This window comes from Paenibacillus sp. JMULE4 (assembly GCF_013337105.1).
In the GTDB taxonomy this organism is placed as follows: Bacteria; Bacillota; Bacilli; order Paenibacillales; family NBRC-103111; genus Paenibacillus_G; species Paenibacillus_G naphthalenovorans.
Window position 1 is genome coordinate 22,101 of record NZ_SGWF01000019.1, and the last position, 26,315, is coordinate 48,415.

Sequence of the window (26,315 nt, forward strand, 5' to 3'; positions counted from 1 at the left end):
GGTCCGAAGGAGGAAGAGGGATTGAAGACGAATCAACGGATTACGATCACCGAGGTGGCGCTTCGCGACGGCAGCCATGCGATTAACCATCAATATACGGCAGATCAAGTGATCAGCATAGCGAAAGCGCTCGATGAAGCGAACGTTCCTTATATTGAAATATCCCACGGCGACGGACTTGCCGGGTCATCGCTGCAATACGGATTGTCGCGGACGAACGAGATGGAATTGATCGAAGCGGCCGTTTCTGTTTGTACCACGTCGAAGATCGGAGTGCTGCTGCTCCCGGGGATCGGAACGATTCGCCATTTGGACGAGGCGGCGAAGTTGGGGATCGGCATGGCACGCATCGCCACCCACGTCACGGAGGCGGACATTTCCGCACAGCATATCGCAAGGTCCAAGGAGCTCGGGCTGCACACCGTCGGCTTTCTCATGATGTCGCATATGGCCCCGCCCCGGCTACTCGCCGAACAAGCGAAATTAATGGAAAGCTACGGGGCGGATACCGTCTACGTGGTCGATTCGGCCGGAGCGCTGCTGCCCCATCAGGTGACGGAGCGAATCCGTGCGCTCACGCAGTCGCTCTCCGTTCCGGTTGGGTTTCACGGGCATAACAATTTGTCCCTTGCGATGGGAAATACGCTGGCGGCGATTGAGGCGGGCGCGACATGGATCGACGGCAGCGTCCGCTGTCTCGGTGCAGGCGCCGGCAATACCCAGACGGAAGTGCTGGTCGCGGTGCTGGACCGTTTGGGCATCGAAACCGGCATCGACGTTTATAAAATCATGGATTTGGCGGAGGAGATCGTTGCGCCGATTCTGCTGAAGCCGCAGGAAATTACAAGAGGCAGTCTTATCCTCGGTTATGCGGGGGTGTACTCCAGCTTTCTGCTTCATGCGGAACGGGCGGCGGAGAAATTCGGGCTTGATGCCAGAGACATTCTGTTGGAAATCGGAAGACACAAGGCGGTAGGCGGGCAGGAGGATATGATTATGAGCGTTGCGGCCGAACTGGCGAAAGGAAAGCGGGAAGCGCCGGTTTAGGATGGGGGGATGTCCATGAATCCAAGTGGTTATGAGGAAATGGCCTTGTTTTTAATCGAGTCGGAGGTCGGCAAACGAGAAGTCGAGCGGTTTACCAAGCGGCGGCCCGAATTGACGGTGGAAGACGGCTACCGCATTCAGGAAGCGCTCATCGCCCGAAAGCTGGAGCAGGGCTATCGGGTGATCGGGCCCAAGATGGGGCTGACGAGCCGGGCGAAGATGAAACAAATGAACGTTGAAGAGCCGATTTACGGGTTCATTTTTGATTATATGGTCGTGGAAGGCGATGTGCTTCGGCTCGATGAGCTGATCCATCCGAAGGTGGAAGCGGAAATCGCGTTTGTGCTGGCAGCGGACGTACAGGGACCGGGAGTGACGGCTGCGCAGGTGTTGGCGGCGACGGAATATGTCGTGCCTGCGCTGGAGATCATTGACAGCCGATATGAGGACTTCCAGTTTGCGCTGCCGGATGTCGTAGCGGACAACGCTTCGTCGTCTCGCGTGTTTATCGGCTCGGGCTTCAGAAGTCCCGTCGGCTTGGAGCTCGATTTGATCGGCGTTACGTTATCGATCAACGGAGAATGGAAGGACGCCGGAGCGGGAGCGGAAGTATTGGGCCATCCGGCCGAATCGGTGGCGATGCTGGCCAATATGTTATCCTGCAGAGGTCAGTCGTTAAAGGCGGGTCAGGTCATCCTGAGCGGCGGCATAACGGGTGCGCACACTTTGAAAGCCGGGGATACGGTCACGGCGATCTGGGACCGGCTGGGAACGATGCAATTCAGGGTGCAAGGTTGAAGTGCCGGCTTACATTCATATTATTTATCGGGGAGGTTGGCGTATGCAGGAGCAAGGATTGTATGACACGATCGGCGGTCATCGCGTGTATTATCATGAAGCCGGACAAGGGGAGCCGCTGCTTTTGATTCACGGTTCCGGGCCGGGGGTTTCGGCTTGGGCGAATTGGCGTTTGGTGTATCCGATTTTATCGAAGCATTATCACGTATACGCTCCGGATCTGATCGGCTTCGGCTCGTCGGAAAAACCCCCTTCGGCTCAATACGGGGTGGACGCGTGGGTGGAGCAGCTGATCGCATTCATTGAAGCGAAGCATATCGGGCCGACGTCGATCGTCGGTAATTCCCTCGGCGGCTGTCTTGCTCTGCATTTGGCCTATCGAAGGCCGGATCTGGTGAAAAAGCTGGTGCTAATGGGGAGCGTAGGTGTTTCCTTCCCCCTGACGGAAGGTCTGGACCGTGTGTGGGGCTATACGCCGGATCCGGAAACAATGAGACAGTTGATCCAAATTTTTTCCTATGACAAAAGCTTTGCCGAAAACAGCGATCTGGTGCATATGCGTTATCAAGCCACTTTGAACGAAGAAAACCAGTCGGCCTTCGCTTCGATGTTCCCCGCCCCGCGGCAGCGCCATATCGATGCGATGGCTTTAACGGAGGATCAAATCAAACGGATCGATTGTCCGGTGCTGCTCGTGCACGGTCGGGAAGACGAAGTGATTCCGGTCGAACAGACCAGCTGGAAATTGGCGCAGCTGCTGCCGAATGCGGAGTTTCATATGTTTTCAACATGCGGACATTGGACGCAGATCGAAAAGACGAATTCGTTCTGCACATTGGTGGAATATTTTTTGCAAAAATAGATGCTTTATAACGGAAAAGAAGCCGCGCCGCAGGCTGCCGCGGGCGGCTTCATGGCGTGATCGCCCGCCCGTTGAATTGAAAAAAGGAAATGTGCAGTGTGAAGATCAGGCTGGGGCCCTGGTCTTTTTTTCGTTCCCGGCGGATCATTTTACAATCAAGATATTGGAAATTAATTTCCGATCGTTTATAATAAAAACCAGGTCCGTCGTCCTAGAAACAGGAGCGCGCGAGAAGCGGACTATTCCTCTTCATGAGGCCGAAAGGCTACCCGTCAGTCCCGGCAGCCGGCCCGGATAAGGGTGTCTTTCTTGGAGTATTGTGAACGCAATTATGATCATAACCCCCATCTTTGTGGAAGCCATGATCAGCCATTCTCAACTGGGCACTTGAATGGCTGGGAGCGAGTAGTGCAACCGACCCCATAATCTATAGGGTCGGTTTATTTTTTACAATGAATTTCGGTGGAGCCGAACCATTCCGGCGGCATCCTTCCAAATCAAATTTAACGGGTGATGAGAGATGAGAAATCAAGGTTCAAATCGTGTGTCCGTTTCACCAACATATCCTTTTTTGGAAAGCCCATTATTCGAAAAGGACGAGAAATTGAAAAATATTTTAAAGGAATTGGCCGATATCAGGCATGCCTTGGACCAGTCCTCCATTGTGGCCATAACCGACCCGCGCGGGATCATACTCTACGTTAATGAACAGTTTTGCAGAATCTCCCGATATGAAAGGGAAGAATTGCTTGGTCAGGACCATCGGATACTTAATTCCGGGTATCACTCCCGTGATTTTTTTAAGAACATGTGGGCCACCATCGGATCCGGAGATATTTGGAGGGGGGAAATACGGAATAAAGCCAAAGACGGATCATTCTATTGGGTAGATACGACCATCGTTCCTTTTTTAAATGAACAAGGAAGACCGTATCAATATGTTTCGATTCGAAATGATATCAGCCTCCGAAAACAAATGGAAGAAGAGATCAGGAAAAGCGAGGAAAGATACCGTTTAATCACCGAAAATTCGTCGGACCTGATTTCAATCATTGATGCGGAGGGGAATTTTTTGTATGTGTCTCCTTCCCACGCAAGCTTGTTAGGACACGATTTGCCTGATTTTGAATCCAGCCAAATCCTTCAATGGGTGCATGAAGAAGACCGCGAGACGGTCGTTGATGCGATTGAGAGCCGGCTGGCCGCAAGAAAAGAGTCTCCGCCGCTGGAGTTCCGGGTCCGTACGAGGGGCGGCAGCTATTGCTATATGGAAACCAAGATCAATCCGATCCTCAACCAATCGGGCGAAGTCAACAGCCTGACTCTGATTATGCGGGATATCACCGAACGGAAAAAGTCGGAACAAACGATTTACCATTTAGCTTACCACGATACATTGACGGATTTGCCGAACCGGAGATTATTTATGGATCGGTTGCGTAAAGAAGTCCATCAAGCTAAGCGCCGTCATTCACAATTGGCCGTCATATTTCTTGATTTGGATCGGTTTAAATATATTAATGATTCGCTCGGTCATGAGGCCGGAGATCTTTTTCTCATCGAAGCAGCCAAAAGAATCAGTCATTGCATTCGTTCGAATGATATGGTCGCCCGATTGGGGGGCGATGAGTTTATCGTATTATTGACGAACCTGTCGAGTTCGGCGGAGGTCGAATCCATATCTCAAAGGATCCAAACCAGCCTCCAGGAACCGATCGAGCTGTTCGGGCAGCGCCATTGTATTTCTTGCAGCATGGGTATCGCCCTCTTTCCATCGGATGGGAGGGACCCGGATGAATTGTTAAAACGAGCGGATATGGCTCTATATGCTGTGAAGGATAGCGGCAGGAATGGAGTTTCATTCTTTCATTCGGATATGGAAGAGCGTTCTTTGGAACTCAACTTTCGCAGCTTAAATTCGGTAGGTAAGCCTTGATGTAATTGGGCAAACCGGCGATCCAATGCTGAAGTTGTGTTTGGATAAGTGTTGTGATCTTCTTACTGGCTTTCTTAGCGACTTCCTCGAGCAATTCAATAAGTTGCTTTAAGGCTACTGCCCAATCTAATTGACTTACTTCATCGCATAGCAAATGAAACAAGCCGCCTAGCGTGCGGTTGTCAGTGCTTTGTCGGTGTTGCCACGCCAGCAATATGTAACGGGAAAAGACAATCGTAGTATGACTGATGAGCAAGTCATACGAGCGCCCCTGAAACTCTTTTTGTAGACGCAGCAAGGATTTGGCGCACTTGAAGAACACTTCAATATCCCAGCGAATTCCGTAGATCCGGATTATTTCTTCTTCGGGGATGGAGAGGTCAGTGCATAGAATCGCAAGCCATTCTTTCTTCTTTGAGCGGTGGCGCACGAAAACCATTGTGACCGGAATCCCTGGGGACAACTCGGTACGAATGGAACGCAGGATTCCATTGTTCTTCCCTTGAACGGGGATGGCTTCAAAGTAAAGCTCTTGCAAGGATAAACGGCGACCGCGAACAAGATAACGTTTCTTGTCCGCTTTGACCATGCCGATCACATCCAGACCGCAATCAAGGATCGCTTGGATTAATGGGGCATGTGTGAACCAACTGTCCATGAGGACGTACGAGGCTTGCATGCCCGCCGAAAGCGCACGATCAATCATCGCTGGAATGACTTCAGGAGCAGGCAGCAAAGCTTCGACCCGCCGTTTGTAGCCGGACGTTCTCTTGTCGATCCCCTGCATGATGCCGTTCACTTGCGACTTGATTGAAGCGAGCAAAGAGAAGTCAACCGGAATAAACGTATGGCCGTCCGACCAGCCTAGCGTGAGCATCCGGAATCCTTTGTAGTAGCAACCCGTCGCATGATCCTTAAATCGGGAAAGCAGTTCAACCGCCTTGCTGCGATTTCGCTCAAACATGGAGTCGTCAACAACAAATACGGTTACGCGATTTTCTCCTGTCAGCGGCTGAATCTTACCAATGGTGGAGGAACTAAGCAATGTTAGAAATCTGCGCCATGCATAGCCGCTGTGATTTAGGAAGCGATAGACCGCATCCTTGCCAGGAAATGATTCACCCTTGTGGCTTTCCAACAAACGAAACCAGTTCTTGTGATGAAACAAGAGCACAAAGACAAGTTGGAATAGAAACGAGCAAGTATATCCGAATTTCTTTTTGAAGCCCGCTGTTCTTAAGTGTTGCAACACTTTCAGTTCTTTGAAGGCTGATTTGATTTCATTTGGAAGTTGATTCTGTTGTACGTTTTGCTCTATCATGTAGAGGACACCTCTTCTGTATGGTAGTGTTTGATTCGACACTCTCACTTTACCAAACGAAGCGGTGTTTTTCTATTTTTACAACATCCGTATTGAATCTGCTGTTTGTCTAGTCACATCATGCAATTAAACCGATTTTCGCTCTGCGAAAGTTGAGTTTGGAACGCATCCTGTTGGAAAATGAACTGAAAAAGGCCATTCAATATGAGCAATTTCGTATTGATTATCAGCCCAAACTCGACCTTGCGACAGGGAAAGTAACCGGCATGGAAGCGCTTGTTCGTTGGGATCATCCCGAATTAGGGAGGATCGCGCCGAATAAATTCATACCTATAGCCGAAGAAACCGGATTAATCATTCCTTTGGGAGAATGGGTTCTTCGCCGAGGATGTGAGCAAAATAAACATTGGCAGGATCAAGGATACCCTCCGTTAAAAGTATCCGTGAATTTGTCTGCCCGACAATTCTATCAACCTGACCTGTTGGACATGATCAGCAGGATATTGAAGGATACCGGACTGGAACCGCAATGGCTGGAACTTGAGGTTACAGAAAGTATTTTTGCGGACATAGACAATGCGGCAGCGATTCTGCAGGAAATCAGGAATTTAGGCGTTCATACGTCTATCGATGATTTTGGAACGGGATACAGTTCATTCAGTTATATCAAGAATCTTCCCATAGACACCTTGAAAATCGATGCTTCTTTCATCCGGGATATTCACCGGAATAAGGAAAGCCATGCGATTGTAAAGGCGATACTGACCATTGCCCAAACGTTAAATCTAAGCGTGATTGCCGAGGGAGTTGAAATTCCGGAGCAGCTGGCCGTTTTGAATGAGGACGGATGCGGTCACGGGCAGGGCTTTCTATTCAGCAAACCGTTGTCCAGTCAGGATTTTGAGAACTATTTGAAAGATTTGCCGATAACCACTTAGGCATTGTACCTATTTCTCCCCTATGCGGGTGAACAGGTCAAAGAGACCAAGAAAACGAATGCTTGGCCGAGGAGGGGATTCCCCTCTTTTTTGTTTTCATCGTATTTTTTAAAGCCAAATGAGGGACTGGGGTGTCTAATAAGTGAAACCGGGAGGAGGGAGACGACATTTGGATACCATAAACCTTGTCCAAAAGGCGCAGAAGGGTGATGAAACGGCCTATTTGGAACTTTTTAGGCAGCATGAGGAACGGATTTACCGCATGGCTTTTGTCTATGTGAAAAATCAGGAAGATGCTTTGGATGTAGTCCAGGAAACGGCTTATCGCTCATTTAAATCGATAAAGACTTTAAAGCAACCGCAATATTTTAAGACCTGGCTTACAAAAATCGCCATTCGTTGTTCTTTAGACTTACTACGCCAGCGAACCAAGGTGATTCACTTTGAACCGCGGAAATGGGATTGCGTACGGACGGAAAACGAAGATGATGTAACGATCTCCATTATGCTGGATGATGTCATCGAGAAATTGGATGAAACGGAAAAAAGCATCATCTTGTTAAGATTCTATCAGGATTACACCATCAAGGATGCAGCAGAGATGCTGGAGCTTCCATTAGGAACAGCCAAAACGGTTTTGTATCGGGCATTGGATAAACTTCGCGGGATGTGCGGGGAGGCGGAAGCGAATGGGAAATAACATCAAGAAGGAAATGGACAAAATAGAAATCCCGGCGGAGCTTCATCAAAGAAGTGTACTCGGTGTTCAAAAAGCAAAGCAGGAACTTGCCGGGCAAAGAGATGGGAGCGGTATGGGAATGAAACGGTTATGGCAAGGAATTGGGGGCGTCATCGCCGCTTCCGCCTTGGTCTTTGCATTAATGATGGCAGTTGAACCCGGCCTTGCATCATCCGTTAAGGGATACTTTAAAGATATAGTAAACGGGAGAGGGGCAGTAACGGGTACGGAATATAGGCAAGCGACCGATGAAATCAAGGTTGAACTTGGCGAGCCTGATATGAATGCAGAGAACGCCGTTGTGCCGCTGACCGTAACCATACTTCACGGAACCAGTGTACCTTACCGTGAGATCGAGGTGGTCTCGTTGGGGGAATTCACGATTGTCGGAAGCTCGGGTGAAATGTTGGATGACAAGGAAGTGACCGTTCAAGCGATAACGGATCAGGACTACAGCTTCGAGATCCGGGATTCCAGTAAACTTTTATCGGAAGCTATACCCGACGACAATAGCAGTAAAAAATTTCAAGCCCGTCTGATCATACCAAGAGATATTTTTGAACGAAATCATCATCTTGCGTTAAGAATTCATTCTTTTTATGGGCATAAAAAGGGCGATGCGCCGTTGGAAATAAAGGGGGAGTGGGAAGCGCAAATTAAATTACAGGAGTCATAACAGGGATGATGATTTCGCTAATAAAGGCAATCGTTTAACGGAATGAGTTAATCCATAAGGCTTTGGACTGTGCGCTTAACAATGGTTAGGAAATCATTGAGATGTAAAGAGGGGAATACCCCTCTTTTTTGTTTGGATTGTTCATGCCGTCAAACGTTTGGAATATCGTGTCAACTTGAGGATATTTGATGTTCCCAGTGAACAAAATAAAACAATCAGGTAATGGGGCTCGAAGCGGTCTATCCGAAGCCGAACCTGAGCAAGCGTCTCCACGCCACCTACACTCGCCCCTACCTGCAAGCCGGAAATCATGAACAGCGACCAGGGCTCTCACTTCACATAAACGAATTCGAAGACCCTCGCGCGTTGCGTCAAGGGATAGCTCGTTATATCCAATTTTACAACGAGGAACGTCCTTACCAGTCCCTCGGCGAGGCAAGGCCCATAAGGAGGTTTTCACCATGACTCAATCGATTGAGCGTGCAAACACGCGACGCATCACAAGCAACATCTTCAAAGGATCGGTTGGAAATCTGATCGAATGGTACGACTGGTACGTATATGCAGCTTTCGCCGTGTATTTCTCGTCTGAGTTCTTCCCGAAGGGAGACCCGACCAGCCAACTGCTCAACACGGCGGCAATCTTCGCCGTCGGCTTCCTGATGCGCCCATTAGGGAGCCTGCTGCTGGGCCGCTACGCCGATCGTTATGGCCGCCGTGCCGCGCTGACGCTTTCCATCACCGTCATGGCCAGTGGCTCCCTGATCATTGCCTGTACTCCAAGCTATGGCACCATTGGCGTGCTGGCCCCCATTATTCTGGTGCTTGCACGCTTGCTCCAAGGGTTGTCGCTGGGCGGAGAATATGGAACCTCGGCAACCTACCTGTCCGAGATGGCCAGCAGCGGCCGCCGCGGCTTCTACTCGAGCTTCCAGTACGTCACGCTTATTGCCGGACAGCTGGTGGCGCTGGGCGTCCAGATCATCCTCCAGCAAATACTCAGCGAACCCGATATGAAATCCTGGGGCTGGCGTATTCCCTTCTTCATCGGAGCCGTTGGAGCATTAGCCGTATTGTGGCTGCGCCGCACGATGGACGAATCGGAGCAATTCTCCAAAATGGGATCTGAAAGCAGGGAGCGTGCCGGAACCATTCGGACCCTGATGAAACACCCCAAGGCGGTGTTGACAGTGGTCGGACTAACGCTTGGAGGAACCGTCGCTTTCTATACCTATACGACGTATTTGCAGAAGTTCATGGTGAATACGGTGGGCCTCAGCAAGGAGGTCGTCAGCTGGATCAACTTTATTGCCCTGCTGGTATTCGTCGTGCTTCAACCGCTCGCGGGTCTGCTATCGGACCGGATCGGCCGGCGCCCGCTATTGATTAGTTTCGGTATCCTCGGAACGCTGCTGACCGTGCCGCTGTTCCTGATCTTGGAGCAGATGAAGAACCCTATCGGAGCATTTTTCCTCATGCTGGCAGGTCTCATCATTGTCACCGGCTATACTTCCATCAATGCGATCGTGAAAGCCGAACTGTTCCCGACCGAAATCCGCGCCCTTGGCGTGGGATTCCCTTACGCAATTACCGTTGCGGTGTTCGGAGGGACGGCGGAGTTCATCGCGTTATGGTTCAAGAGCATTGGAGCCGAGTCGCTTTTCTATTTCTACGTAGCCGCCTGCATTTTCGTGAGCTTCATCGTCTACTGGCGTATGGATGAGTCTTCCAAACATTCCCGTATCGAAGCCGAGCTCGACGGTAAAAGGGGCTAGCTGTCCGCGAACCTGGCTCAGGCACTCTGAAGCTACAATAAGTGGGCTCAAAGCGCCCCGTCAAAGGCCAGCTTTTTATTTTCTTAAAGACATTCAAAGCAGTCGCCGCGGCGGCTGCTTTTTCAGTGAAAGAAAAGACGGCGATTCTGGTGACCGGATGCTTCCCGGGGCAGATTCTTCTAGAATTTATGCATTTATTAATATATCTGATCAATCTTATAAGGTTATTCTAATTGACCTGCACCGCCAGCTGTGATAGGTTCAGAATAGTAGGAAATTATTAAGATGTGTATACTGGGAATTTCATATCATTTGGAAGCTTTGCGAGGTGGATATTGTTGAAACTGGAAGTAACAAACAGCCCTTTTAATCAGGAGCAAGTAGAACTGCTCAATCGCGTTCTGCCTCTGCTGACGGAAGCACAGCGTATCTGGCTGAGCGGATATCTTACGGCTCTTCAAGGTTCGGCGGCCGCGGTGACGCCTGTTCCTGCGCCGCTGGCGGCTTTGCCGGCGAATGAAGCGGTCGTTTCCAAGGAGGTTACCGTACTCTTCGGATCGCAGACAGGCAACAGTCAAGGATTGGCGAAGAAGCTGTCCAAGAAACTGGAAGAGCGGGGCTTTCAGGTATCGCTCTCTTCGATGGCCGACTTCAAGCCGAATAGCTTAAAGAAGGTCCAAAACCTGCTCATTGTGGTGAGCACCCACGGGGAAGGAGAGCCGCCGGATAACGCGATTGCTTTCTATGAGTTCCTTTACAGCAAGAGAGCGCCCCAATTGGAGGGCACGCAGTTTTCCGTGCTCGCGCTCGGAGATACGTCCTATGAATTTTTCTGTCAAACGGGCAAGGATTTCGACAAGCGCCTGGAAGAGCTGGGCGCAAGGCGGCTTACCCCGCGCGTCGACTGCGACGTGGACTTTGAAGAACCTGCAGCAGAGTGGATGAACCGCGTCCTGGAATCCCTCAGCGGTGCATCGGCGGCCCCGGCCGTCGCAAGTGCAGCCGGCGCGGCGGTCGTGAGCGGGACGGAAACGGAATATTCGAGATCGAATCCGTTCCATGCCGAGGTTCTTGAAAATTTGAATCTGAACGGCCGCGGATCGGAGCGGGAAACTCGCCACGTTGAGCTGTCCCTTGAGGGATCCAATCTTCAGTATGAACCGGGCGACAGCCTGGGCATCTATCCGGAGAATCATCCCCGCCTTGTGGATGAATTGATCGAAGCGATGGGCTGGAAGGCAGAGGAGCCCGTTGCCATTAATAAGAATGGCGAAGAGCGGCCATTGCGGGAGGCGCTGCTTCGTAATTATGAAATCACCGTTCTGACCAAGCCGTTGCTGGAGCAAGCGGCAAAGCTGACTTCGAACCAGGAGCTGAAAAAGCTTCTGGAGGCGGGACGCGAACAAGAGCTCAGAGCGTATCTCAACGGGCGGGATCTGTTGGATCTGGTACAGGATTACTCGCTTAAAGGTGTGCCTGCGGGCGAATTCGTATCGATCCTTCGGAAGATGCCTGCCCGTCTGTACTCGATCGCGAGCAGCCCGAAAGCGTACCCGGGTGAGGTACACCTGACGGTCCGCGCGGTTCGCTACGAGGCTCATGGACGAAACCGGTACGGCGTCTGCTCCGTTCAGCTTGCGGAGCGGGTACAGCCGGGCGATACGCTGCCTGTGTACATTCAGCATAACCCGAACTTCAAGCTTCCGGAGAATCCGGATACGCCGATCATTATGATTGGACCGGGTACCGGGGTCGCTCCGTTCAGGGCCTTCCTCGGAGAACGGGAGGAGATCGGAGCCGAAGGCAAAACATGGCTGTTCTACGGCGATCAGCATTTCTCCACGGACTTCCTTTATCAGATCGAATGGCAGCGTTGGCTGAAGGAGGGCGTGCTGACACGTATGGATGTCGCGTTCTCCCGCGATACCGACAAGAAGGTGTACGTACAGCACCGTATGCTTGAAAAGAGCCGGGACCTCTACCAATGGCTGCAGGAAGGAGCCTGTGTGTATGTCTGTGGCGACGAGAAGAAGATGGCGCATGACGTCCATGCGGCTCTGATCACGATCCTCGAAAAAGAGGGAGGCTTGGGCCCTGAGGAAGCCGCGGAATATTTGACCCGTATGCAACAGCAGAAACGTTATCAGCGGGATGTTTATTAAGTCCGAGTCCCGAAGATCGCGAGAGGAGAAAATCCAACATGTCAGAAAATAATTTACTATCACCGAACAGTGCGCCGCACAGTGATGTAGAGGAAATTAAGAAAAGAAGCAATTATTTGCGGGGAAGCCTTGCAGAAACGCTGGAAGATGTGATCACAGGCTCCATACCCGAAGACGATAACCGGTTGATGAAATTTCATGGCAGCTACATGCAGGACGACAGGGATTTGCGCAACGAACGGCAGAAGCAGAAACTGGAGCCGGCTTATCAGTTCATGGTGCGCGTGCGTGCGCCAGGCGGGGTGGTTACGTCTGATCAGTGGTTGATGATGGACCGCATCGCGCAGAAATATGCGAACGGAACGATTCGATTGACGACGCGTCAGTCCTTCCAGCTGCATGGCGTACTCAAGTGGAACATGAAGAATACGATACGGGAAGTCAACGATGCGCTGCTGAGCACGCTAGCCGCTTGCGGCGACGTAAACCGCAACGTCATGTGCAACCCGAATCCGTACCAGTCGGCGGTTCACTCCGAAGTATACGAGTGGGCCCGCCGGATCAGCGAGCACCTCAATCCCCGGACCAGAGCCTACCACGAGATCTGGCTTGACGGGGAAAAAGTGGTGGATAGCCGGGATAACGGGGGAGAGCAGGAGCCGATATACGGGCCTGTCTATCTGCCCCGGAAGTTTAAAATCGGCATAGCCGTCCCGCCTTCCAACGATGTAGACGTATTCTCTCAGGATTTGGGCTTTATCGCGATTGTCGAAGATGGACGCCTGAAGGGCTTCAACGTCACGGTAGGCGGAGGCATGGGGATGACGCACGGCGATCCGAACACCTATCCCCAGATCGGTCAAGTGATCGGGTTCTGCTCGCCGGAGCAAGTCATCGACGTCGCGGAGAAGACGGTCACGATCCAACGGGATTACGGCGATCGCTCGGTCCGTAAGCACGCGCGGTTCAAGTACACGATCGACGACCGCGGCATCGACTGGTTCATCAATGAGCTAACCGAACGTCTAGGGTGGAAGCTTGAGGAAGCGCGTCCTTACCATTTTGACCACAACGGGGACCGCTATGGCTGGGTAAAGGGAACCAACGGAAAATGGCACTTCACGCTCTTTATCCAGAACGGCCGGGTCAAAGACGATGGCGGCTATCTTCTGATGACGGGTCTGCGGGAAATCGCCAAGGTGCATTCCGGAGATTTCCGGCTCACTCCGAACCAGAACCTGATCATCGGCAACGTAAGCAGCCAGAAGAAGAAAAAGATTGAGGAACTGATCAAGCAATACGGGCTTACCGACGGGGCCCACTATACCGCATTGCGGAGAAATTCCATGGCCTGTGTGGCGCTGCCGACCTGTGGATTGGCGATGGCCGAATCGGAGCGCTACCTTCCTACGCTGCTGGATAAGATCGAGCCGATGCTGGAGGAAGCGGGCTTGCGCGACGAGGAGATCGTCATTCGCATGACCGGCTGTCCGAATGGCTGCGCCCGACCGATGTTGGCGGAAATCGCGTTTATCGGCAAGGCGCCCGGCAAATACAACATGTACTTGGGAGGCGACTTTACCGGAAACCGGCTGAATAAGCTGTACAAGGAAAACATCGGCGAAGCGGAAATTCTGGAGTCGTTAAAACCGATTCTTACTCATTATGCAAAGGAACGGCGGGAAGGCGAGCACTTCGGCGATTTTGTCATCCGCGCCGGCTATGTCAAGGAAGTTCGTTCCGGTCAGGATTTCCATTCGTAAGTAAACCTACGTTTGGATTAAATGCATCATAGGGCAAGACCAACAGGAGCAGTCTGAAGCTGTCATTGCAGCTTTAGACTGCTCCTTGCTTATCTCGCGGAGAGGCGATGAGGATTAAGGAAGCTCGACGACTTGAGCCGCCGCGTTCCATTGATAATGCATCTGCTGCCCATGGCTGGTGAGGATGAAATGCAGCTGGTTCCGATCCCAGAAGTAAGTGTGCGTTCCTTCCACTTTTGTGGCGGAGAGCGCATCTTCGAGCATGGATGAGGTACCTTGTTCGATGTCCAATAGAAGAACATGGGATTGGAACTGCTTATCATCGTCCGAGAAAAGATCCAGCGCTGCGTACCGGCCGTCCGGCGATACGATGATTCCTTCTACGCCAACATTCTTCATGCCGTTCATGGCGGTGACATGCTCCAATAGCTTGAACGTTCCGTTGGCTATGTCATAAGTAACGACCTTCACGGAGGACGCCTGACCGATGCCCGGATCCTGTAAAACCTGGAGAGAGAAAATAACCTGATTCTGCTTCGAAAGGTAGGCTAACGACGAAATACGAAAATTTCCTTCGGGCCGAAGCTCGTTTGGAAGGGTATCGGCTGAAAAGAGCCTTTGCTTCGAGCCGTCATCCTTTTCCATCACGATGAATCCGTCCGGCTGCTGAAGTATCGATCCCCCTCCCGGCAGGTCCTTCGTTTCATCAATAAGATAACCTTGTTCTTTTGGCGTAAGATAGTATCGGACGTGGCTGAAGGAATAATACGGATTAGCGGTATAGGCCCAATGTTCTTCCACATCCACATAAGGCCTGTTATTCTCCGTTCCCGAACCTGTAATGGTATAGCTCACTTGGTGCGGATTGGAAACGATGAGGAAGTCCTGATGATCTTTCAAGAGACTCCGGGCAAAATCAAGGTCGCGCAGAATCTTCGCCTGATTAAAAGCACGGACCGTTTCTTCTTCCTGCAGCGCCTTTTTCGAGAAATCAATGCGCATCACACTCATGGTCGAGCCTTCCGAGTTCTTGCTTTTCAAAGCAAACAAGCTTTGGGAATCGCTGCTCCAAACGGGATGATAATAGCTGTACAAGCCTGTAACCTTGAGCACTTGCGGCGTATCGCCCGGCGTAAGTCCTTTAGGCAGGTCCTGTTCATGGGTTTGGCGGTTTGGCGTATTGGAAGTTACCACTCGCTTGGTTTTGCCGTCAATATCGGAAATCCGGATTTGGTCTACCGTATCCTCCGCATACACATGGGATTGCAGCTCACGTCGGTTGTTCTCGGATGTAATATAGGCGATATATTTTCCATTGGGAGAAACGGCGGGATTCCGCCCTTCATCAATCACGGTCTCTTGGCCGCTGGCTAAATCTTTGAAGACCACTTCAGACCGGGTGTCTGCCGTTTTTTCAAATACGATGGCTTTCTCTCCGTTAACATAGGAGGGAGATGCTCCATCGCCAAGCTTTGTCGGCGCCAGGCTGTCCAGAGTCATTTCGTAGATGCCGGATTCTTTCACTGTAAATCCATGCTCTTGTTGTTCCAGCACTTTTTTGACATACAGGATGGTTTGATGATCCTTCCAGGAAGGCTGTTCATAGAATACCGCAGAACCATCGCCTTTAAGGAGCTCTGTATACTTCTTTTGCGCAACATCATAAACGCCCAGCGTGCCGCCGGTTTGCAGAATCAGCTTGCTTCCGTCCTGATTGATTTTGGCCTCGTTGACTTCCTGCTGAAGCAGCTGGTGAAATCCGCTTTGGTCATAGGCGAACAAGCCCTTTCCGGCAACCGGGAGGTATACCGTTCCTTTGTACTCGGAAACTCCTAACGGGCTTCCGGAGCCTATATCGATAAAGGATATCTGGTTTTGCACATGCAGCTCCTGAGCCTGAACCGTTTGCAGCCCTCCCGGGCCCTGAAGCATAAATGTCCCTGCCAACAACAGGAGCGCCGCGGCAAGACCCCATTTTTGCAAAGTTCGCTGTCTTTGCCGCCGTTTGAACGCTTTTCCAAGCCGTTGTTTGAGTTCCATATTGACAGGTATCCGTTTTTTTAATTCCTTTAAAGCTTGCTCGACTTGATGATCATCCACCGATTTTCTCTCCTTCCAAACATTGCTTAACAAGCACGCCCAGCTTTTTGATTAAACGATAGACACGCGTCTTGATGGTTTCCTCCGACTTACCTGCAATCTCCGTCATCTCTTTGTACTTTAATTCTGCAAAATATCTTAGCTGAATGAGTTCCTGGTCTTCTTCGGAGAGAGAGGACAATGCTTTTTGCAGGCATTCCATATCCTCTTTAAGCTCTACCTGTTCTTCAAAGGAGAACGGCTGAATCAGCCTATCCATTCCCTCGCCGATGAACGTATCCTTCTTCTTGCGGTAAAAATCGATGATGGTATTGCGGGCGATCGTAATAAGCCATGCTTTCGCACTCGACTGCTCCTGAAGTGAAGCATAGCGTTCAAACGCCTTGCGGAAAATATCGCTTACGATGTCGTCGGTATCCCATTTGTTGCCTAATTTCATGTAAACATACCGGTAAATATCACTAAAAAAACGATCGTATATCTCGATAAAAGGTTCTTTCATCGGGGCCCCACCTCTCACACTAAATAACGAAGCCAAACGAAAAAAGGAACACGTTGGTTCAAAATAAATATTAATCGGAATACAAAACAACAGGTTTTCGCTGCAAAAGTAAGAGGATGGAGTGCCGCGGCAAGGAATATGCAAATTTTTCTTGATCCCTTGGATCATCCGACGATACAATCATGATAGATCGTAACGCGTTAAGGCGTTATCGCGCGGCTAATCCCGCTTATGATTCATCATGCGGCCCATCATCATACCATGCCGTTGATGTTATTCATTTTATAATTCACCGTATGAAAAATGGAACAAATAAACCGGAGCATATCCTATGCGGAAGCGGTTGAGAGGATGTTTATGAAGACAAAATCCATTTATTTTCTGTTTGGCGTGTTCGCCAGTGCTTTCCTCAAATCGTTGTTTATGGCAGTAACCTATCCATCGAAGAGCGATTATATCCTTTTTCACAGCGAAGGGAAACCGCATTTGTTTTTCATTTTTCTGGGAACGCTGCTTCTTCTGGATGCGCTTGTGATTTGGCTCATACTGAGGCCTAAAGCGATCGGGTTTTGGTTAGCCCTCGCAAGTATCGCCGTATCCAAATTGGAGGAGTTTACCGCACTGCAAATCGCACTGAGGAATAATGATCTCATTAAACAACTGTTCATTGAACAAAGAGAAGCCAGGGGCCGGCTGATGGACGATAAAGCGTTGCGGATGACCGACGTTCTCTTTTCGCCAACGGGGTTGTATGCAGGCTTCTTTTTGATGCTTGCAGGCTCACTTCTGGTGCTGCTCGTACTTTGGCGGAATAGGGATTACTTCTTTAAAAGCTATATATGGCGCTAAAGAGACAACCGTTTCCGGATTTGGTTATACGAATGACCTTAGATGCAAGGACCTGGCCGCAATAAAAAGACACAGATGAAAGGATAGCGGAGAATATGTATAATTACATATACATGGAAACCTCATTAGGTGGAATGTTCTCCTCGCCAATTATATCATAAAATATAAGCTTCCTTAACTTTATTAGAATGGGGGAAAGCCCTTGACAGTAACCTACGACGCTCACTATTATCCGTATCCTTCCCGGCGAAATGTGGTCTATGGACGAAAAGGGATGGTGGCCGCCTCTCAGCCGCTGGCAGCGCAGGCCGGTTTGCAAATCTTGAAAGCAGGCGGGAATGCCATTGATGCAGCCATTGCGACGGCAGCCTGCTTAACGGTAGTCGAGCCGACATCGAACGGAATCGGCTCGGACGCTTTTGCGCTTGTCTGGGTTAATGGAAGGCTGCATGGCCTCAACGCCTCGGGTCCAGCCCCCAAAAAGCTGACGATGGAAGCCGTCAAAGCGGCTGGTTATGATCATGAGATGCCTAAGCGCGGCATGATTCCCGTTACGGTCCCCGGGGCTGTCGGCGCTTGGGCCGAACTGTCGAGGAAGTACGGAAAGCTGCCTTTGACGCAGGTGCTGGCCCCGGCTATCGACTATGCCGAAAGCGGTTACCCTGTTTCCCCGACGCTGGCAAAGTTTTGGCAGCTTTATTATGAGGACTATAAAGAAAGCTTTAAAGGGGAAGAGTTCCGGCCCTGGTTCGATACCTTTGCACCAGGAGGAAGAGCTCCGAAGGCGGGGGAGATCTGGCGGTCGACCGGACATGCGGCGACCCTGCGGCTGATTGCCGAAACGAATGGAGAAGCCTTTTACCGCGGGGAGCTTGCCGAACGGATCGATGCCTTCTTTCAAGAGCATGGCGGATTTTTGCGGAAGGAAGATTTAGCGGAATATGCCCCGGAATGGGTGGACCCCATTAAGGTCAATTACCGGGGGTATGATGTGTGGGAGATCCCGCCTAACGGGCAAGGCCTGGTTGCGCTCCATGCCTTGAATATCCTGAAGGGATTCGATTTCCCGGAGAAAGAGAGCGTGCAAACCTATCACAGGCAAATCGAGGCCATGAAGCTCGCTTTTGCCGATGGAAGGAAGTATATTACCCAGCCTTCAGACATGAAGGTCACGGCAGAAGAACTGTTAAGTGAGCAGTACGCGGCGGAACGCCGCGCCCTGATTGGTCAAAAGGCTCTTGCGCCCGAACCCGGACATCCGCCGAGGGGAGGAACCGTTTATCTGGCCGCTGCGGATGGGGAAGGGAATATGGTATCCTTTATTCAAAGCAATTATATGGGATTTGGATCAGGTATCGTCGTTCCGGGTACAGGCATAGCGCTGCAAAACCGCGGCCATACCTTTTCCCTGAACCCGGATCATGCCAATGCGTTAAAACCGGGCAAGAAAACCTACCATACGATTATTCCGGGGTTTCTGACAAAGGACGGTCAACCGGTCGGCCCATTCGGTGTGATGGGCGGATTCATGCAGCCTCAGGGTCATGTTCAGGTCATTATGAATACGATTGACTTCCATTTAAATCCCCAGGCTTCCCTGGATGCACCGCGTTGGTTATGGACCAGGGATAAAACGGTGGAGGTTGAAGCGGGCTTCTCCAGCGAGATAGCCAGAGCATTAATACGCAAGGGGCATCAGGTGAATGTCGTATTAAAAGAGGATGGCTTTGGCCGGGGACAAATCATTTGGCGTGATCCTGAAACCGGCGTTTTATCCGGAGCTACCGATCCGAGGACGGATGGAGAAGTGGCCGCGTGGTAGGCCTGTTCCCAAAAAACGTCTGACGACCGCATGATCGTCAGACGTTTTTTGTGCTTCGCTTTATCGATGAGCATCACACATAATATTTCAAATAGACCGATTCGTAGTAAGGGCTTGCAGGATTGGGGGTGACAATTTCGATCATATGTCCGTCAGGGTCTTTAAAGAAGACCTGACGCAATCCGCTGGGGGCGTTTTCCAGCTCATACCAGGGAATATTTTCGGATTCGACTTTTTGGATAACCTTTTGGAGTTCTTCTTCATTGTCAACAAAAAAAGCAACATGGGCGTCCTGTGCGGACAATTTCGCCCGATCAACATGCTCGGGCTGATCTGGCTGTTGAATGATATGAATCATAATATCGCCTAATTTATACCATATTCCGGGGAAGCTGAAATTGGGCCTTGGAATTTCCGGCAAGCCCAAAATCCGGCTGTAAAAATCCTTTGATTTCATGGCATCCTTCACGGACAAAGCTACATGATCAATTCGGGATAATTTCATTATGCATCGCTCCTTTTTGGTTTTAGACCGGTTTACGTAAGGCCGTATAAACAGCCGTGTCCAATTTTTGGGACAAATCGGCAGCATACGTTTTGATATACTTGGGCTCGGAGGTAACCTTACCCCCGTAGAACATAATGTCGTCCGCTCTGTCAATGGCCAATTCCACACAAAGCATGGGAAACGGCATATCGGGAATGGGATCGGGCAGAACACGGGCAGTTCCCGTAACGGCTAACGTATGCTCCGGAATGGAAAATAAAATTTGCATCCTTGGACGTTCATTCACGTTGCGGATCAAGGGTGACTTGGGCGAAACCGCAAAGCGAATCAGATGGGGATTGACGGCCGCCAACCAGGAGATCGCCGTCGAATAGATTTCGTTGTCCGCATTGGTGGTGACCGCGAACGCCAATTTTTCTCCTTGAAGCTGATCGACGACCGCTTGAGGCAAAAGCGTGGTATCGGTTTTCATAAGTTAACTCCTTTCTTAATTATGATTTTTTTTCCAACCAGCCCGCGTTCACATCAAGGCCCAGGCTCGCCTTTCCGATAATTTCCAAGCATTTGTCATTATTCGGCGGCATGACCATTCCGGCACGGGCATCGCGGTGGATTCTTTCCAGGGGAAATTTTTTCATGTAAGCTCTGCCTCCGCATACACGAATAGCTAAATCGGTTACTTTGACGGAAACCTCTGTTCCGACATATTTGGCGATCGTTACAGGCAGAATCCGGTCTTCCGCGGTACCGTAATCACGTGCGTCCGCAGCTTGATAAAGCAGCTGCTTCGCAGCTTCAATTTCCAGAGCCATTTCAGCGACACGATGCTGAATCGTAGGATAATGGCTGATCGGATGAATTTCCGGTTTAAATGTGGTGTTTTGGGCATAACTGACGGTAAAATCCAAAGCGGCCTCCGCCAGACCTATGCCGACGGCAGCGAAGCCAAAGGCATAACCGTCACTCACATTTTTACGAACGGCATCCCCGGGTTCTCCGATCGCATTCGCTTCTTCTACAAAACACTCTTTAAAATGAATGGTATGGCTGGCCGTTCCCCGCATCCCCATGGCATTCCAGGTATCTTCAACCGTTATCCCCGGAGTGCCGCTGGGAATTGTCAGCATGATAAGGCCGTCTTCCACCGAGGTGGTGCCTTCGATTTGACACAGCGTATTGAAATAATCCGCCGCTGAGCTTAACGAGGCGAAATGCTTTACACCGGAAACGACGTAACCGCCGTCCACCTTGCGGGCGATGGTGCTTGGCTTGAAATTCCCCCTTAAACTGCTTGTAGGTTCACTGGTAACAGATGCGAACAATTTCCCATGCTCAACCACTTCCCTGAACAATCGCTGCTTTTGCTCCTCATTTGCCATTTCCTTCAAAATATTGATGACCGTACAATGCATATTAAAAGTATTTGCGGTGGAACCGCACGCTTTCGCCAGTTCTTTAAGAACTTCCCCCATTAACCGGGAATTGGCTCCAAGCCCCCCATACCGCTCGGGGACCATGAGGGAGAGAATCCCGTGCTCCCGTAAATCCTGATAGTTTTCATAAGGAAAACGGCTTTCAAGATCGTATTGGCTTGCACGGGCGGCGAAGTTTTCTTTCGCCAATTGCTTTACCACACCGAGAATATGGCGGGCTTCCTTGCTATGTGTTAATTGCATGAGCATCCTCCTCGAATTTTACGTGTCAATGATATACACAGCATTTTCCATGCCAAACTTTGCTCCAATCATAAAATAATCGTCAACCTCAAGCCTTTCGTGCGTATTTCCCCGCATATGATGAAAAAGTTTGATCCCTCGGAAGCAAGAGGCTGCATGTTTCAATCAGTTTTTGGTGTTTTTTTGCACCGAATGGTGGTGAATTGCACCGATGGAGAAGGAGGCCGCACCAGCGAATGGAAGTGAAGGATGGGAATACTCCATTGATTCAGGAAAGAAGGTCAAAAAAGTAAAGCTGGCATGAAAATTGCTCTTTAAATGCTAATAGGGGATGGAAATGAAGCCGCAGAGAGTAAATGGAGGCTGAACGGATGACGCAATTTTGGTTTTTCCTGTTGACGATAGTTGGAGGAGCGATATGGGGAGCCCAGGCTTCCATCAACAGTGCTTTAGGTAAAAAAATAGGCACGTTGGAAGGCGCTTTTGTCAATTTTGCAGTGGGTACGTTAATTTTGGCGATCATTGTTTTATTTTTTGGCAGGGGAAACCTCCTTCAGGCAGTGACGGTTCCGAAATGGCAGCTGGTTGGAGGACTTATGGGAGCGGCGGTCATTTTCACGACGATCATCAGCGTACCCCGGATCGGAGCGGCATCGATGCTTCTGGCCATGATTAGCGGACAAATCGTCATCAGCATGATCATCGATCATTTCGGTTTTTTCGGTGTTCCGCGAATCGCTTTTGATTGGCAGAGGCTTCTGGCCTTATTGTTAATGAGCGGCTCCTTATTTTTAATTTTCAGAAGCAGTATGTAAATGTATATTCATTATTGACACGAGAGGGGGACGGTTAGATGAGTTTTCCGAATCCAATGGATCCTATTCTGGGTATTCGCTTTGTGGTCTCGAGCTCTAACCTCCGGGAGTCCGTCAAATTTTATGGAGAGACTTTGGGTTTGAAGGAGGTTTCCTCCGGTTCAGAATTCACAAGATATGATATCGGTGGAATGATCCTGGATATTATTCCGGGAGCGATCAAAAAAGAAAAGCAAAATCAACTTGCCATCTCCTTGAGTGATCCTCATCTTGTGTTTGAAGTCGACCCTCAACGGTATGAGCGGATGAAATGGCTGTTGATACGGGAGGATATCACGTTATTGGAATTAAGCGACTTGGAAGGGAGGAACAAAATGTTTTTCAAAGACCCGGACGGCAACCTCAACGCGATCTTATCCGGTTAAGGCTTGATAACAAAATGGGCCGCGCCGCATTTCCCGGTAACGTTAAGGGGATGACTTTTATTCTTTCTTTCCATTATAATGAAGGATGTATTTCATAAATTATGGATGAAATCCCCGACATTGGAGGTTGACGAGCATGGAGATGGATGCGTCAAGCCTGCCTTCTGCAAGAGAGAGTGAATGGCATACCATTATAAACGCATTGTTCGATGGAATTTGGGTTGCTGATGGTGATGGCAGAACCGTACTGGTGAATAAAGCCTATGAGAAATTAACCGGGATTCGCATAGATGATGTGATCGGTCAACGCGCCCAGGATTTGGTTGAAGCAGGAGTGCTGTCGCAATCCGCCATTCCCGGTGTTATGGAAACCTTGCAAACCGTCACGATCATAAACAAAATGAATGGAAAGCGCTTACTCGTCACCGGGGTTCCGGTTTTAAATGATGAAGGGGAATTATGGAGAATCGTATGCAGTGTCAGGGATATTACGAACCTTGCCGAGCTCCAGCAGGAAATCGAACGGAAAAGCGCATTAATTAAACACTATGAAACGGAATTATTAAAGCTTCAACAGATCGACAATGGCCCTGTTATTCGCAGCCCGCATATGATCCGGTTGTTTGAATCGGCCAAGCATGTCGCAGCCACATCGTCTACGGTGCTTATTTTAGGAGAATCTGGAGTAGGGAAGGAAGTGTTGGCCAAATGGATTCACCAAATGAGCCAGCGGGTAAACCAACCCTATATGACCGTCAACTGTTCGGCTATCCCTGAAAATCTCATTGAATCCGAGCTTTTCGGGTATGAAAAAGGGGCATTTACAGGCGCACAGCCGACCGGGAAGGCAGGATTATTCGAAATGGCTCATAAAGGGACGATTTTTCTTGACGAAATCGGGGAGCTTCCTTTTGCCATGCAGTCTAAACTGCTCAGGGTGCTGCAGGAAAAAGAAGTCCGGCGCATCGGTTCCGGAAAGCCTGTTCCTGTTGATGTGCGGGTGATTGCCGCTACCAATCGATCCTTGGAAAAGATGGTGGCGGAAGGAACGTTTCGAGAGGATTTATATTATCGCATTAATGTCATTCCGTTTACCATACCTCCGCTCAGGGAACGTAAAGAAGATATTCCTATATTAGCCGCACACTTTTTAAATGAATTCAACCAAATCTATGATCGGGATGCAGAAATAGGTCCCGTCGTATTGAACCGCTTGATGGGATATCATTGGCCCGGCAATGTGAGGCAGTTAAAAAATATCATTGAGCGCATGATCGTACTGTCCAAAAGCAAAGAAATTACGGCAGACGATTTGCCTGAATTTTTGGGAACGGCCCCCGTATTGCAGCAGAACAGGGATACGATTGTCCCCCTGCGCCAGGCCCGGATGGAGTTTGAAAAGAATCTCATTATCCAAGCGTTGAAAAAAAGCAAGTCGATTCGTCAGACCGCGCAATTGTTGGAGCTGGACCATTCGACCCTGATTAGGAAAATCCAACAGCAGGATATCGATCCTGAGTCCTTCTTGGGACGGGAATGGTCTAACTAAAACGATAAATAACAACAAAACAGTCTGCCATTAGGTGAAACGGCACTCCATTGTTAGACATCGCTAACCCTTGGAGGGCAGTTCGCAAGGTGCAGACTGTTTTGATTATCCATACACGATTATTTGGGAACGATTAAAGTGACCTTGGTTCCTTCTCCGGGCTTGGATTGGACGGAAAACTGGCCATGCACGGACCGGGCTCTCTCTTCCATGCTGAAAAGCCCTACGCCTTTGGCGCCGGTTCCACGGATAAAGCCCTTGCCTTGATCCTCAACACTGACTTCAATATAATCATCGAACTCATGAAATCTTACGCGTGCCTCGGCCACATCCGCGTATTTTGCAAGATTGGTTAAAGCCTCTTGAATGACACGGTAAATGGTCGTCTCTTTTTTGGCCTCCAAGCGTCTGCGAAGATTGCAGTCAAAATGAACCTTGATGCCGTAGTGGTTGGAATAGCTGTCGATGTAGGAACGGATGGCCGGAACGACGCCAAGGTCGTCCAGGACGGACGGGCGCAATTCCCACGCTAATCCGCGCACATCCTCGATAATTCCTGCCACTCTGTTTCGCAGGTCGCCCAGCTGCTGCACTCCGGTTTCCCCGATTAAACGGTCAATTTCAATGAGCAGGGAAAAGAGGCTCTGTCCGATCCCGTCATGCAGCTCCCGTGAAAATTTGCGCCGCTCGTCTTCCTGAACCTGCATGACATGCCCCATCATATGCTTCAATTCTTCTTCTACCTTTTTGAGCCGGGTCACCTCGTTGCGAATGGCTAGATACTGGTAAGGACGCCCATTGTCGTCTTGAAACGGCACGATGGTGGTGTTTACCCAATAGTAGGTGCCGTCTTTGGCTTTGTTCTTGATGTCTCCCCGCCACACCAGTCCGGAGGAGATCGTTCTCCACAGCTCTTTCATGAACTCTTTGCTGTGAAAGCCGGAATTGATAATCCGATGGTCCTGACCGATCAGTTCATCGCGGTCATATTTGGAAATTCGGCAAAAATTGTGATTCACATATTGAATGATTCCGCGATGGTCGGTGACGGCAACAATAGAGGATTCGTCCAGTGCAAATTTGACATTCGCCAGCTGGTTTAACGATTGCTTCAGAAGATCGCGAAAGGATGGATCGGCGATATGGGTATCCAGCTGTTTTTGTAATTCAGCGACATTCTGGCCAATGACCTCAGGGTGAGTCTTGCTTGTTTTAGGCTTCAATACAATCCTCCTTCCTGCCGGGTTCATTTCTTATCTTAGCAAAGAAGGAAGAACCGGTACAATGCTCGCGGCGCAAAAAGTGAAACAAATCAAGACCGGCTAAGCTTGCTGCTGCCCGGTCTTGATTTGTTTTCCGAATGGATTATTTATGGGCCGGCACCTTCATGCGGCTTTTGGCTATCGGGTTATGCCCGCCGTTCCTATAATTCAGGTGAAACCATTTGCGCAGCAGCGGCAGCAAGTAATAGTCGGCGCCGAATTTGCCGGCATTGGCGCCCGCGACCAACACGATTCCGCCGAGCAGAATCATCCACGGGTTTGTGCTTACCGTTCCGGCGAAAAGAAACATGAAGTTCATCAATAATCCAAAGCCGGCGGCGGCCGTCGTTAAGGCGCCAAGAATCAGACCGAGACCGACCAGCGTTTCTCCCAAAGGGATGATGAAGTTGATCAGTTTCGCGTTAGGCAGTGCGAAATGGTTCAAAAATGCAGTATAGTTAGGATAGATTAATTCGTTTGTCGCTCGATCGAGAACCGGTTTGTTTATTGCGTTGTTCAAAAAGCCTGTCGAGTCAAACTCACCCGTTAGCTTGTGCCAACCCGATGTCAGCCACATCCAGCCAAGATAGATGCGAAGGACAAGAAGCAGGCCGGCGGCATAAACATGCTCTCTTAAAACATTCATCATGGCAACCATCTCCTCAACAGCAGTGGACTTTCCTTTCACGACTTCACTGTACATCAAGCGGTAAAGCTGCGATATGATTCGCATCACAGGATAAGAAAAAGTCTTTGAGTCTGTTGCTCCAAGGAACCTGATCCATACGTT

The 26,315-nt window shown here is 50.0% G+C and carries 22 protein-coding genes, 1 pseudogene and 1 riboswitch; of the genes and pseudogenes, 15 read left to right on the plus strand and 8 right to left on the minus strand.

The genetic code is table 11. The features are described 5' to 3' along the window. Nucleotides 1–21: 21 nt before the first annotated feature. The 4 genes from dmpG (at nucleotide 22) to EXW96_RS21650 (ending at nucleotide 4,643) form a co-directional block, all read left to right on the plus strand. Nucleotides 22–1,047 carry a 4-hydroxy-2-oxovalerate aldolase gene (gene dmpG, locus EXW96_RS21635; RefSeq protein WP_254611498.1) on the plus strand — a complete coding sequence of 342 codons (1,026 nt, stop codon included), beginning with the start codon at nucleotides 22–24 and terminating at the stop codon, nucleotides 1,045–1,047. A gap of 15 nt (nucleotides 1,048–1,062) precedes the next feature. Beyond that, nucleotides 1,063–1,845 (plus strand): 2-keto-4-pentenoate hydratase, encoded by a 783-nt coding sequence (locus EXW96_RS21640; RefSeq protein ID WP_254611499.1) that lies wholly within the window; start codon nucleotides 1,063–1,065, stop codon nucleotides 1,843–1,845. Nucleotides 1,846–1,888: 43 nt separating this feature from the next. Next, entirely contained in the window at nucleotides 1,889–2,707 is an 819-nt protein-coding gene (locus EXW96_RS21645) for an alpha/beta fold hydrolase (protein ID WP_174351390.1), read from the plus strand. A gap of 345 nt (nucleotides 2,708–3,052) precedes the next feature. Then, nucleotides 3,053–3,136, plus strand: a riboswitch (cyclic di-GMP riboswitch). Between the two features lie 175 nt (nucleotides 3,137–3,311). Further along, nucleotides 3,312–4,643, plus strand: a complete 1,332-nt coding sequence (locus EXW96_RS21650) for a diguanylate cyclase domain-containing protein (RefSeq protein WP_254611500.1) — start codon at nucleotides 3,312–3,314, stop codon at nucleotides 4,641–4,643. Here the strand turns inward: EXW96_RS21650 and EXW96_RS21655 are convergent. Then, nucleotides 4,606–5,964 (minus strand): IS4 family transposase, encoded by a 1,359-nt coding sequence (locus EXW96_RS21655; protein ID WP_074730243.1) that lies wholly within the window; start codon nucleotides 5,962–5,964, stop codon nucleotides 4,606–4,608. The genes EXW96_RS21650 and EXW96_RS21655 overlap by 38 nt on opposite strands. A gap of 155 nt (nucleotides 5,965–6,119) precedes the next feature. Between EXW96_RS21655 and EXW96_RS21660 the strand changes: the two are divergent. The 6 genes and pseudogenes from EXW96_RS21660 to cysI form a co-directional block, all read left to right on the plus strand. Further along, nucleotides 6,120–6,902, plus strand: a pseudogene (locus EXW96_RS21660) (putative bifunctional diguanylate cyclase/phosphodiesterase); the annotation flags it as partial. Nucleotides 6,903–7,071: 169 nt separating this feature from the next. Further along, the gene (locus EXW96_RS21665; protein WP_137670720.1) at nucleotides 7,072–7,602 is read left to right on the plus strand and encodes a sigma-70 family RNA polymerase sigma factor; all 531 of its coding nucleotides are present in this window, start codon (nucleotides 7,072–7,074) and stop codon (nucleotides 7,600–7,602) included. Further along, nucleotides 7,592–8,317: a hypothetical protein gene (locus EXW96_RS21670; protein ID WP_137670721.1), complete on the plus strand. Its 726-nt coding sequence runs from the start codon at nucleotides 7,592–7,594 to the stop codon at nucleotides 8,315–8,317. The genes EXW96_RS21665 and EXW96_RS21670 overlap by 11 nt, the downstream gene beginning before the upstream one ends. A 461-nt stretch (nucleotides 8,318–8,778) precedes the next feature. Then, entirely contained in the window at nucleotides 8,779–10,092 is a 1,314-nt protein-coding gene (locus EXW96_RS21675) for an MFS transporter (RefSeq protein WP_137670723.1), read from the plus strand. Nucleotides 10,093–10,430: 338 nt separating this feature from the next. Continuing rightward, entirely contained in the window at nucleotides 10,431–12,254 is a 1,824-nt protein-coding gene (locus EXW96_RS21680) for an assimilatory sulfite reductase (NADPH) flavoprotein subunit (protein ID WP_137670724.1), read from the plus strand. Nucleotides 12,255–12,292: 38 nt separating this feature from the next. Next, complete coding sequence (gene cysI, locus EXW96_RS21685) at nucleotides 12,293–14,017, plus strand: assimilatory sulfite reductase (NADPH) hemoprotein subunit (protein ID WP_137670725.1); 1,725 nt, start codon at nucleotides 12,293–12,295, stop codon at nucleotides 14,015–14,017. Nucleotides 14,018–14,131: 114 nt separating this feature from the next. Here cysI and EXW96_RS21690 read toward each other — a convergent pair whose 3' ends face one another. Both EXW96_RS21690 and EXW96_RS21695 read right to left on the minus strand, forming a co-directional pair. After that, nucleotides 14,132–16,117, minus strand: a complete 1,986-nt coding sequence (locus EXW96_RS21690; RefSeq protein WP_174351392.1) for a TolB family protein — start codon at nucleotides 16,115–16,117, stop codon at nucleotides 14,132–14,134. Further along, nucleotides 16,110–16,619, minus strand: a complete 510-nt coding sequence (locus EXW96_RS21695; RefSeq protein WP_074727432.1) for an RNA polymerase sigma factor — start codon at nucleotides 16,617–16,619, stop codon at nucleotides 16,110–16,112. The genes EXW96_RS21690 and EXW96_RS21695 overlap by 8 nt, the downstream gene beginning before the upstream one ends. Nucleotides 16,620–16,976: 357 nt before the next feature. On the opposite strand from EXW96_RS21695, the gene EXW96_RS21700 reads away from it, so the two are divergent. Next, the gene (locus EXW96_RS21700) at nucleotides 16,977–17,468 is read left to right on the plus strand and encodes a hypothetical protein (protein ID WP_137670726.1); all 492 of its coding nucleotides are present in this window, start codon (nucleotides 16,977–16,979) and stop codon (nucleotides 17,466–17,468) included. 274 nt (nucleotides 17,469–17,742) lie between these two features. Further along, on the plus strand, nucleotides 17,743–19,290 hold the full coding sequence (gene ggt / locus EXW96_RS21705; protein ID WP_174351483.1) for a gamma-glutamyltransferase: 1,548 nt from the start codon (nucleotides 17,743–17,745) through the stop codon (nucleotides 19,288–19,290). 73 nt (nucleotides 19,291–19,363) lie between these two features. On the opposite strand, the gene EXW96_RS21710 is transcribed toward ggt, so the two are convergent. From EXW96_RS21710 to EXW96_RS21720, 3 genes are read right to left on the minus strand one after another with little or no spacing between them, the layout of a single operon-like run. Then, nucleotides 19,364–19,795, minus strand: a complete 432-nt coding sequence (locus tag EXW96_RS21710) for a VOC family protein (RefSeq protein ID WP_174351393.1) — start codon at nucleotides 19,793–19,795, stop codon at nucleotides 19,364–19,366. 22 nt (nucleotides 19,796–19,817) lie between these two features. Continuing rightward, complete coding sequence (locus tag EXW96_RS21715) at nucleotides 19,818–20,270, minus strand: pyridoxamine 5'-phosphate oxidase family protein (RefSeq protein ID WP_174351394.1); 453 nt, start codon at nucleotides 20,268–20,270, stop codon at nucleotides 19,818–19,820. 19 nt (nucleotides 20,271–20,289) lie between these two features. Next, nucleotides 20,290–21,474 (minus strand): acyl-CoA dehydrogenase family protein, encoded by a 1,185-nt coding sequence (locus tag EXW96_RS21720; protein WP_174351395.1) that lies wholly within the window; start codon nucleotides 21,472–21,474, stop codon nucleotides 20,290–20,292. 371 nt (nucleotides 21,475–21,845) lie between these two features. Between EXW96_RS21720 and EXW96_RS21725 the strand changes: the two genes are divergently transcribed. From EXW96_RS21725 to EXW96_RS21735, 3 genes are all read left to right on the plus strand, one after another. Next, a complete protein-coding gene (locus tag EXW96_RS21725) occupies nucleotides 21,846–22,289 on the plus strand; it encodes a DMT family transporter (RefSeq protein ID WP_174351396.1) in 444 nt (147 codons plus the stop codon). Nucleotides 22,290–22,327: 38 nt separating this feature from the next. Next, complete coding sequence (locus tag EXW96_RS21730) at nucleotides 22,328–22,714, plus strand: VOC family protein (RefSeq protein WP_137670731.1); 387 nt, start codon at nucleotides 22,328–22,330, stop codon at nucleotides 22,712–22,714. A gap of 136 nt (nucleotides 22,715–22,850) precedes the next feature. After that, a complete protein-coding gene (locus EXW96_RS21735) occupies nucleotides 22,851–24,263 on the plus strand; it encodes a sigma-54 interaction domain-containing protein (RefSeq protein ID WP_171005966.1) in 1,413 nt (470 codons plus the stop codon). 119 nt (nucleotides 24,264–24,382) lie between these two features. Here the strand turns inward: EXW96_RS21735 and EXW96_RS21740 are convergent, their stop codons facing one another. Then, entirely contained in the window at nucleotides 24,383–25,513 is a 1,131-nt protein-coding gene (locus EXW96_RS21740; protein ID WP_062410574.1) for a PAS domain-containing sensor histidine kinase, read from the minus strand. Between the two features lie 115 nt (nucleotides 25,514–25,628). Next, nucleotides 25,629–26,174, minus strand: a complete 546-nt coding sequence (locus tag EXW96_RS21745) for a DoxX family protein (protein WP_074727423.1) — start codon at nucleotides 26,172–26,174, stop codon at nucleotides 25,629–25,631. Nucleotides 26,175–26,315 lie beyond the last annotated feature (141 nt).